General features: G+C 41.8%; 8 protein-coding genes and 2 pseudogenes. 3 read left to right on the plus strand and 7 right to left on the minus strand.

Annotation, left to right across the window (positions count from 1 at the left end; translation table 11 throughout):
- Positions 1 to 52: 52 nt before the first annotated feature.
- Genes proC through xerD form a run of 3 tightly spaced genes read left to right on the plus strand, consistent with a single transcriptional unit; the run spans position 53 to position 2,932 of the window.
- The gene (proC, locus tag BKL49_RS09815; RefSeq protein ID WP_077424947.1) at positions 53 to 868 is read left to right on the plus strand and encodes a pyrroline-5-carboxylate reductase; all 816 of its coding nucleotides are present in this window, start codon (positions 53 to 55) and stop codon (positions 866 to 868) included.
- The gene (locus BKL49_RS09820; protein WP_077424949.1) at positions 868 to 2,028 is read left to right on the plus strand and encodes a 3-phenylpropionate MFS transporter; all 1,161 of its coding nucleotides are present in this window, start codon (positions 868 to 870) and stop codon (positions 2,026 to 2,028) included. The genes proC and BKL49_RS09820 overlap by 1 nt, the downstream gene beginning before the upstream one ends.
- A gap of 10 nt (positions 2,029 to 2,038) precedes the next feature.
- The gene (gene xerD / locus BKL49_RS09825; RefSeq protein ID WP_077424951.1) at positions 2,039 to 2,932 is read left to right on the plus strand and encodes a site-specific tyrosine recombinase XerD; all 894 of its coding nucleotides are present in this window, start codon (positions 2,039 to 2,041) and stop codon (positions 2,930 to 2,932) included.
- A 142-nt stretch (positions 2,933 to 3,074) separates the two neighbouring features.
- Here xerD and BKL49_RS09830 read toward each other — a convergent pair whose 3' ends face one another.
- The 7 genes and pseudogenes from BKL49_RS09830 to BKL49_RS12355 all read right to left on the minus strand — a co-directional run.
- Entirely contained in the window at positions 3,075 to 4,229 is a 1,155-nt protein-coding gene (locus tag BKL49_RS09830) for an SEL1-like repeat protein (RefSeq protein ID WP_077424953.1), read from the minus strand.
- Entirely contained in the window at positions 4,229 to 5,173 is a 945-nt protein-coding gene (locus BKL49_RS09835) for a phospholipase D-like domain-containing protein (RefSeq protein ID WP_244151988.1), read from the minus strand. The genes BKL49_RS09830 and BKL49_RS09835 overlap by 1 nt, the downstream gene beginning before the upstream one ends.
- Before the next feature lie 441 nt (positions 5,174 to 5,614).
- Positions 5,615 to 5,902, minus strand: a complete 288-nt coding sequence (locus BKL49_RS12725) for a hypothetical protein (protein ID WP_244151989.1) — start codon at positions 5,900 to 5,902, stop codon at positions 5,615 to 5,617.
- A gap of 102 nt (positions 5,903 to 6,004) precedes the next feature.
- The gene (locus tag BKL49_RS12730; RefSeq protein WP_244151990.1) at positions 6,005 to 6,352 is read right to left on the minus strand and encodes a hypothetical protein; all 348 of its coding nucleotides are present in this window, start codon (positions 6,350 to 6,352) and stop codon (positions 6,005 to 6,007) included.
- Positions 6,353 to 6,391: 39 nt separating this feature from the next.
- A complete protein-coding gene (locus tag BKL49_RS12820) occupies positions 6,392 to 6,517 on the minus strand; it encodes a hypothetical protein (RefSeq protein ID WP_279625917.1) in 126 nt (41 codons plus the stop codon).
- A 111-nt stretch (positions 6,518 to 6,628) separates the two neighbouring features.
- A pseudogene (locus BKL49_RS12825) lies at positions 6,629 to 7,615 on the minus strand (type VI secretion system Vgr family protein); the annotation flags it as partial.
- A gap of 8 nt (positions 7,616 to 7,623) precedes the next feature.
- Positions 7,624 to 7,826: pseudogene (locus tag BKL49_RS12355) on the minus strand (type VI secretion system tip protein TssI/VgrG); the annotation flags it as partial.

Below are 7,826 nucleotides of genomic sequence, written 5' to 3' on the forward strand. Positions count from 1 at the left end.
TAATCGGGTAAAATAGTCTGCATTGTAGCCCATAAACTCACAGGAAAAAATGATGCAGCAGAAATTAATCGCCTTTATTGGCGGCGGCAATATGGCACAGGCGATTGTGCTTGGCTTATTGAAACAGGGTTATCCCGCCATGCAAATTATTGTGAACGATCCGAATGAAGAAAAACGCGCCTTCTTCGCCAATCTTGGTACACAAACTTCAGCCGATAATCTTGAAAGCGTAACACGTGCAGAAGTGGTTTTGCTTGCGGTAAAACCCCAGATGATGGCGGAAGTTTGTACGCCGTTAAGTGCGGTCAATTTTTCCGATAAATTACTCATTTCCATTGCAGCAGGTATTTCCACCGCCCGTCTGCAAGATTTAATTCCAACGGCGAAATCAATCGTGCGGGTAATGCCAAATACTCCGGCATTAGTGGGGGAAGGAATGGCAGGCTTATTCGCCCCCCAAAACACGGCGGAAACCGACCGCACTTTTGCTCAACATTTACTGACTGCAGTGGGAAAAACTTCGTGGGTGGAAGATGAAAATCAAATGCACGCCGTCACCGCCGCCTCAGGCAGCAGCCCTGCTTATTTCTTCTTAATGCTGGAAGCAATGCAACAAGCATTGATTGAAATGAAACTCTCCCCCGAAACCGCCCGTGAATTGGTGCAACAATCAATGTTGGGCGCAGCAAAAATGGTGATAGAAAATCCCCAAACACCACTTTCCACCTTACGTGAAAACGTTACCTCCAAAGGTGGTACAACGGCTGCCGCGCTCAGTATTTTCAATGAAAAACAATTTCATCAAATCATTGCACAAGCAATGTTTGCCTGTGTGGAACGTTCACAAGAAATGGAAAAATTATTCTGATGCAAATTCGTCCTTTTTACTGGCTCGCCTTGAGCTTTCTCGGTTATTACTGTGCTTACGGCGTATTTTTACCTTTTTTTCCGGCGTGGTTAAAATCGCAACAGTACGGTGAAGAAATGATTGGGCTTGTGATTGGTAGCTCTTATATTTTCCGTTTTGTTGGCGGAATGTTTTTTTCTGCCCGAATCAAAAAAGCGGATCATATTATCAATTCTTTGCGTTTACTTGCCCTCGCCTCCAGCCTCATTATGGCGATAATGAGTTTTGTCACCCAACATTTTTGGTTGCTCTTTGCCGCCATTGGGCTATTTGCAATGGTCAATTCCGCCGGAATGCCTATCGGCGATTCGTTGGCTTCCACTTGGCAGCGACAAATTGGATTAGACTACGGCAAAGTGCGATTAATCGGCTCGGTGGCATTTATCCTTGGCGTGGTTGTTTTCGGTGGAATGATCGGCTGGTTGGGCGAACAAAATATTGTGTGGATTTTGACCGCACTTTTATTGTTTTATACTCTCATTCAGCTCTTCAATCCCACTATTCCCCCCAAAGATGAAGACTCAAGCGGTACACACAACCAAATTGGCTTTTGGGCATTATTGAAAAACCCAATTACCTTACGGGTGCTGATTGCCGTGGGCTTAATTCAAGGCTCGCACGCCGCTTATTATGTATATAGCACCATTTATTGGACAAGCCTCGGCATTCCCGTTTCACAAACCGGCTTACTTTGGGCAGTCGGTGTGGTGGCGGAAATTTTGCTGTTTTTTTTCTCCCGCCGCTTATTCCAAAATCGCACGGTAAGCACGATTTTTTATCTTTCCGCTTTCGTGTGTGTGTTGCGTTGGGCAGGCTTAGCCTACGCTGATCATTTCTGGGAAATATTGCCGTTACAAGTGGCACATAGCGTTACCTACGCGGCTTGTCATTACGCCATCGTACGCTACATCAGCACCCAACCCCAACATCACATTGCCAAACTACAAGGCTTGTATAATGGACTTTCCAACGGTGTATTGATTGCCTTGTTTACCGCCCTTTCCGGCGTGATTTATCCTATTTCACCGGCAATGACATTTTTATCAATGAGTGCCGTTGCAGCCCTCGCCTTCTTTGTGATTCCACGAAAATTAGAGGCATTTTTGCTAAAACAGAATTGATGAATATAAGATGAACAATTTGTCATTTATTGATTTATTTCTAAACGAATATTGGATCGAAAAAGGACTTTCGGAAAATACTGTGCAATCTTATCGACTGGATTTGACCGCACTTTGTGATTGGCTTGAGAAAAACAATCTGTCTCTTGAAACCTTAGACGCAATAGATTTACAACGTTTTCTCGGCGAACGCTTAGAACAGGGTTACAAAGCCACCAGCACCGCCCGAATGTTAAGTGCGATTCGTAAATTATTCCAATATTTATACCGCGAAAAATACCGTTCGGACGATCCCAGTGCGGTTCTCAGCTCGCCTAAATTGCCGGGACGCTTACCGAAATATTTAAGCGAACAACAAGTCAGTGATTTGCTCAATACGCCGAATGTGGAAGTTCCGCTTGAATTGCGTGATAAAGCAATGTTGGAATTACTTTACGCAACGGGATTGCGGGTAACAGAGCTGGTCTCACTTACCATTGAAAATATGAACGTACAACAAGGTGTCGTGCGGGTAATCGGGAAAGGCAACAAAGAACGAATCGTGCCAATGGGAGAAGAAGCCGCCTTTTGGATTCGCCAGTTTGTATTATATGCCCGCCCTATTTTGTTGAACGGACAAAGCAGCGATATTGTGTTTCCAAGCCAACGCGCCCAACAAATGACCCGTCAAACCTTTTGGCATCGCATAAAGCATTATGCCATTTTAGCGGATATTGATGCAGAAGCCCTTTCCCCTCACGTTCTACGCCACGCTTTCGCCACTCATCTGGTTAATCACGGGGCGGATTTACGTGTGGTGCAAATGCTGCTTGGACACAGCGATCTCTCCACCACGCAAATTTACACTCACGTGGCAAAAGAACGCTTAAAACGCTTACACGAACGGTTTCATCCAAGGGGATAAGATAAAAAAGGCATCCGTTTGTTCGGTTGCCCCCATTCGTTATAACCAAAGCCGGTCTGATTCCCCGATCAACCGATTACTTAAACTTAACTTAATTGATGGTTGTCATCATAGACAAATAAGAGTGCAGTAGCATTTTTCATTATTTTTTCGGTTTCTTCGGCATATCGGTTTCTAAATCTAACCCGTTATCCACCCGAAGCCCGGCTTGGTTGGCTAATTTCATCATCAGTTCTTCGCTTGGTTTGGGTGGGGCTTCCCCCTCAAACCAACGCTGAAACTCGATTTTGCCGTCCCATTCCGGCAGCGGGGCGGGAGGAAGCGGCACAATATCGTCCAAATCGGGCACTTTAGGTTGTAGGTAGTCTTTATCATAAAGGTAATCACCGATAATTTTATAGCGACGAGCTCGCTCACTATCTTCTCTGAGATTCAAATTATCTAAGTATTTTTCTTCTTTTGTATTATTAAATACTCTTGCTAAAACATTAGCAGAAAGGTCACTACCATTCTTTACACCTTGATGAAATACTTCCAATGCTTTCTGATATTCTTTTTTTCTTTGTAATCTGATACCTAACATATCAGAGGCCTCACCTAATCCTTGCTTTGAAGCACAGGCGCGCAACTGATCGACTAATTTTATACGTAGTTCTAATGTTTCGTCATCATTAATACTTCCTAACATATCCGCCACAACATATTGTGCTTCACGACTCCCTAAATCTGCCGCTTTTCTCAGATAAGCATATTTACCATCTTTTTCTGTTCGCACGCCATACCCCACATCCAAATAACCGTACAGATTGTAATAAGCCGTTGCCGGCAATTGTTTCGCCAGTTCTTCGTTGAGATTATGCACTTCCGTCTGCGGCATATCGGCGCTAATGCGCCCGCTTTTGAGTAAGTATTGCAAACGGATATTGGCTTTGTAATCCCCATTCATTGCCGCAATACGGTAATAACGTGCCAACCCGTTCCATACCGCATCGCCCCACGTACCCGTCCACATATTGTGTAGGTCGTGGTATAACGCATAGTTATATAGCTGTTGGGTGTCTTCCGAGAGTTCCGGTTTTTCTTCGTGCTTACACACAAACTCCAAATTGGCTTTTAACTGTTCCATTTTTTCCCTCTTGATTTTTCTCGCTTTATGTTCATCAATGATACCGGGTGAGCTGGAATGCCCCGCTCCGCCCAAATCAATCCCTTTAAAAAAGCTTGTGCCCACCCAAATTACCAAGGCAATTAAGGCAATCAGCACAATCACGATGATTTTAAAAACACGTGTCATCATTAATCACTCCGACTTACTGTTGGGTCGGCACGATAAAATTCCCGTAAGGCACATTCCGGAGAATTTCCATCTTTTTGGGATCTTTTATTTGCTTCAATTAATTTTCCCCATACATCAAATGCTTTTACCGCCACCGCATAATCATGCATATCATCCGGATTCGCCGACGCATTCTTATTGGTGTGTAAATCCCATAAGCGTTTGCGTAACCCTTCCGCCACTTCACCACATTCCATAATAATCCCCAACTCCGTATCTACCTGCATACTGCGCGTATTCAAATTCGCCGAGCTGATGACGGTAAACACGTCGTCCATAATCGTGACTTTAGAATGTACATAGACTTCCGCCAGCACATCTTTGCCTTTGTTATCTTTGTAACTATGCACGTATTTGCCGTGCTCATCTTTTGGCATTAAGGTGCAAATATGCGCTTTAATCCCCGGTGTATCACTCATTTCATAGCCCAACGCTTTTGTCAGGTTTGCCTCTTCCTGACTTAACGCTTGATTTTCAATGGAGTTTGATTGTGAGGTGTTTTCGTTATTTTGGCTGTTCTTTTGCTTTTTCTCGGCTTCACGCTGCTTTGCGTCGATGTCGGTAATCTCTTTTTCAATACGCTTGATTTCTTGTTCGTTGGCTTGATATGCTGTCTCCGCCGCCGCTCTTCCTTCCGCTGTCGGTGATGTTGTTTTTTGATTATACAAAATCGCCCGATTAACGTTGCATTTACCCAATTCCACCTCCAATTCCTGTCGTTTAACTGCTCTTGCCACGCCCGGCATCACATCCTGTCTACCCAATAATTTAAACATTTCATCGGTTGTGTAAGTCCCCACGCCAATACCGCTATCGGAAGAATTCGTGACCGTAAACCAGTGAATTGGTCCTTCTGCCCGTCCGCCTTTTTTCAGTTTTTCCCAGTGGGTGATAAACTCCCGCACTAACGGTGGAAAACGAAAATACTGATTTTCCGTGTAAAGATAGCTGGTGGTTTGTTTAATATTTTTTATCTAGCTATTCAAGATCAAATCGATTTAAATGCTGATACTAACTATCATTTATTATTTCTAAAAAATTTCTTAAATAAAAAAATAATAAAATCTATAAAAAAGATGAAAAATAAATAAATAATCACATATACAAAAAAATGAGACCAAAAAACATCTTTCATTAAAACAGAAGTTGCAGACAGCCAATAATAATCTCCATATACATCAATAAATGTAACTAAAAATATAATTACTATAAAAAACATATTGCTTTTACAATATTTATTTAAAAGCATAATTTCCTCGCCTTTTATTTTTTACTTTAATTTCTATATTTAATTTATCTAAAAAATAAAATATTACATTATTAAATATTTTTAAATAAATAATAAGTTACTCTTCCAATATTTCTTCAGGAATATAAGTTTCTCCTTCCTTATTTTTTAAATGGATTTCTATCTTTAATTTATCTTTAAACGCAAGATCCACAATCCTATTACATATTTTTATCCAACTAGGATTTGAAAGATGATCATCATAATCATCATTGAGGCTGGCAAGTTTAGCTTTATGCGCAGTAGGGTATATATTTTCCTTGGGAATGTAGCCAAAACAACCATAAGATCCTCCTAGGTAATCATATCCAAATATACTATATGTCCCTCCTATATGAATTAACACATTTGTAGCTATATTAGGATTTATCCTTGGTTCATCAATAGTACTACCATCAAGTTTTTTCTGTGTTCTCAGAGGCTTAGCTGGTAGCTTTTCACTACCAAATCAGGTTAATTGAAAAGCATTCAATCCATCAGGCTCGTATGGTGGATCTATATTAATATATCTAGCTTTATTTTTTATACCCCTAGAAATATTCTGAACTATTGCTCTAGGAAAATTTGGCATCCACAATGCCATATATTGATTTCGCTCATAGTCATCAGGCACAAACTCTCTATTAAGTAAAACTTCTTTATTAACAATTCCATTATTAGCCTGTTTTTTACTCCCTAAATAATACCAAGAGTCTCTTGTTATATTAAAACTATCTATAACTTCATCAGATATTTTAACTCTGTCTCTATTTAATCGCCTGATTAAAACATTAACTTTATATGTTTTTACTATCACTGCGGGATCTGAAGAAGAATAATCTATACCCTTTAAAGCTTATATTGTATAGCCCGTTTCCTCTCCCGTTATTTCTAATACTATTATTTTTTGACTAATCTTTTGCTCAAAAATAAAATCTTCATTTTTTGTCGTTTTAGCCTCTGTTATTGCTTTGTTTTCCATTCCCAGTCTTCTTCATGGTCAATATGTAATCTACATTTTACGTTTTCTTCATTTTGTGTATAAAAGATAGGCGTTAATCCATCTAAATCAGTAATTCCATTTTGCTCCCCCTCATTGAGCACTAAACGGAACATTTACATAAGGGTTTCCTTCATCATCTAACATTCTAAATTGAACTTTGTACAAGGATTCATTACCATTAACACTCATTTCAAACGGATTCACCGCTTCAGCTTCCCCACTCTCCATGACCAGCTCTCCCTCAACATACACATCCCCCACCAAGGTGATGCCTTCCCGGTCGATGATTATCGAACCTCCCGGGCCGCTAATTTCTACCGTTTCGTAACCCTCTAAGTCAAACTCTTCGCAGATTTGCTCAAGCAGTTCCCCCGCCCGCCAGCTGCCGTTTTGCGCAACTTCAATGTTTAATTCGTTGCCGACGTGGATAATGGTGTCGCCATGTACATTCACATAGCGGTTGTTATTGACGTTGAGTATGTCGTCTTTTTCAATTTTGCTGATGCGGTTGCGTCCGATATGCTTGAATTGGTCTCGGTTGATGGTGAGGGCTTCGTCCTGTGCCACCGTTTCCGTGCGGTTGTTGCCGATGTGGATAGTTTCGTTTCGGCTCACTTGTTCGGTACGGTCATTACCTATTTGAGTTGTTTCATCGTGTTTGACGATGTGGTTTAAGTCTTTTTCGGCGTGAAGAAAGATTTCTTCTTGTCCTTTTTCATCTTCAAAACGCAGTTCATTAAACCCGTTACCTTTGTGGCTTTTGGATTTGATTGTGGTGCGGGTTTTGTGTTCGGGGAGCCTATAAGGCGGTTCGGTGGTGCTGTGGTAGGTGCGCCCGATAACGATGGGGTGGTCAGGGTCGCCGTTTAAGTATTTGACCAGCACTTCATCGCCGATTCGCGGTATCATCATATTACCGTATTGCGCCCCCGCCCAGCCTTGGCTTACCCGTACCCAACATGAGCTGTGTTCGTCAAAATTCCCTTGCCTGTCCCAAGGGAATTGCAGTTTCACTCTGCCCCATTCGTCACAATAGATTTCTTCTCCCTGTGGCCCCGCTACATGGGCGACTTGTGACCTCCGTATTATCGACCGGGGTAATCATATTTTTCATAATCAGGAGAAAGCGAAGAAGTAGAAGACGCTGAAAGAGAAGAAACATCCGCAGAATTGACCGCACTTTGAGAAGAAGGGATTGGGGAAGAATTATGCTGATGTTCAAGGTGGTAGTTCGGATTTAAGAAGGTGTAATCCCGTAAGGTTTGGCGAGTGGTTGTCAGTTTTCGGC

This window comes from Rodentibacter myodis, from assembly GCF_001999305.1.
Lineage (GTDB): Bacteria > Pseudomonadota > Gammaproteobacteria > Enterobacterales > Pasteurellaceae > Rodentibacter > Rodentibacter myodis.

Excerpts from the sequence above, each read along its gene's own strand:
- proC (WP_077424947.1), top strand. The coding sequence starts at position 53 with ATGCAGCAGAAATTAATCGCCTTTATTGGCGGCGGCAATATGGCACAG.
- BKL49_RS09820 (WP_077424949.1), top strand. The coding sequence starts at position 868 with ATGCAAATTCGTCCTTTTTACTGGCTCGCCTTGAGCTTTCTCGGTTAT.
- xerD (WP_077424951.1), top strand. The coding sequence starts at position 2,039 with ATGAACAATTTGTCATTTATTGATTTATTTCTAAACGAATATTGGATC.
- BKL49_RS09830 (WP_077424953.1), bottom strand. The coding sequence starts at position 4,229 with ATGATGACACGTGTTTTTAAAATCATCGTGATTGTGCTGATTGCCTTA.
- BKL49_RS12820 (WP_279625917.1), bottom strand. The coding sequence starts at position 6,517 with ATGGAAAACAAAGCAATAACAGAGGCTAAAACGACAAAAAATGAAGAT.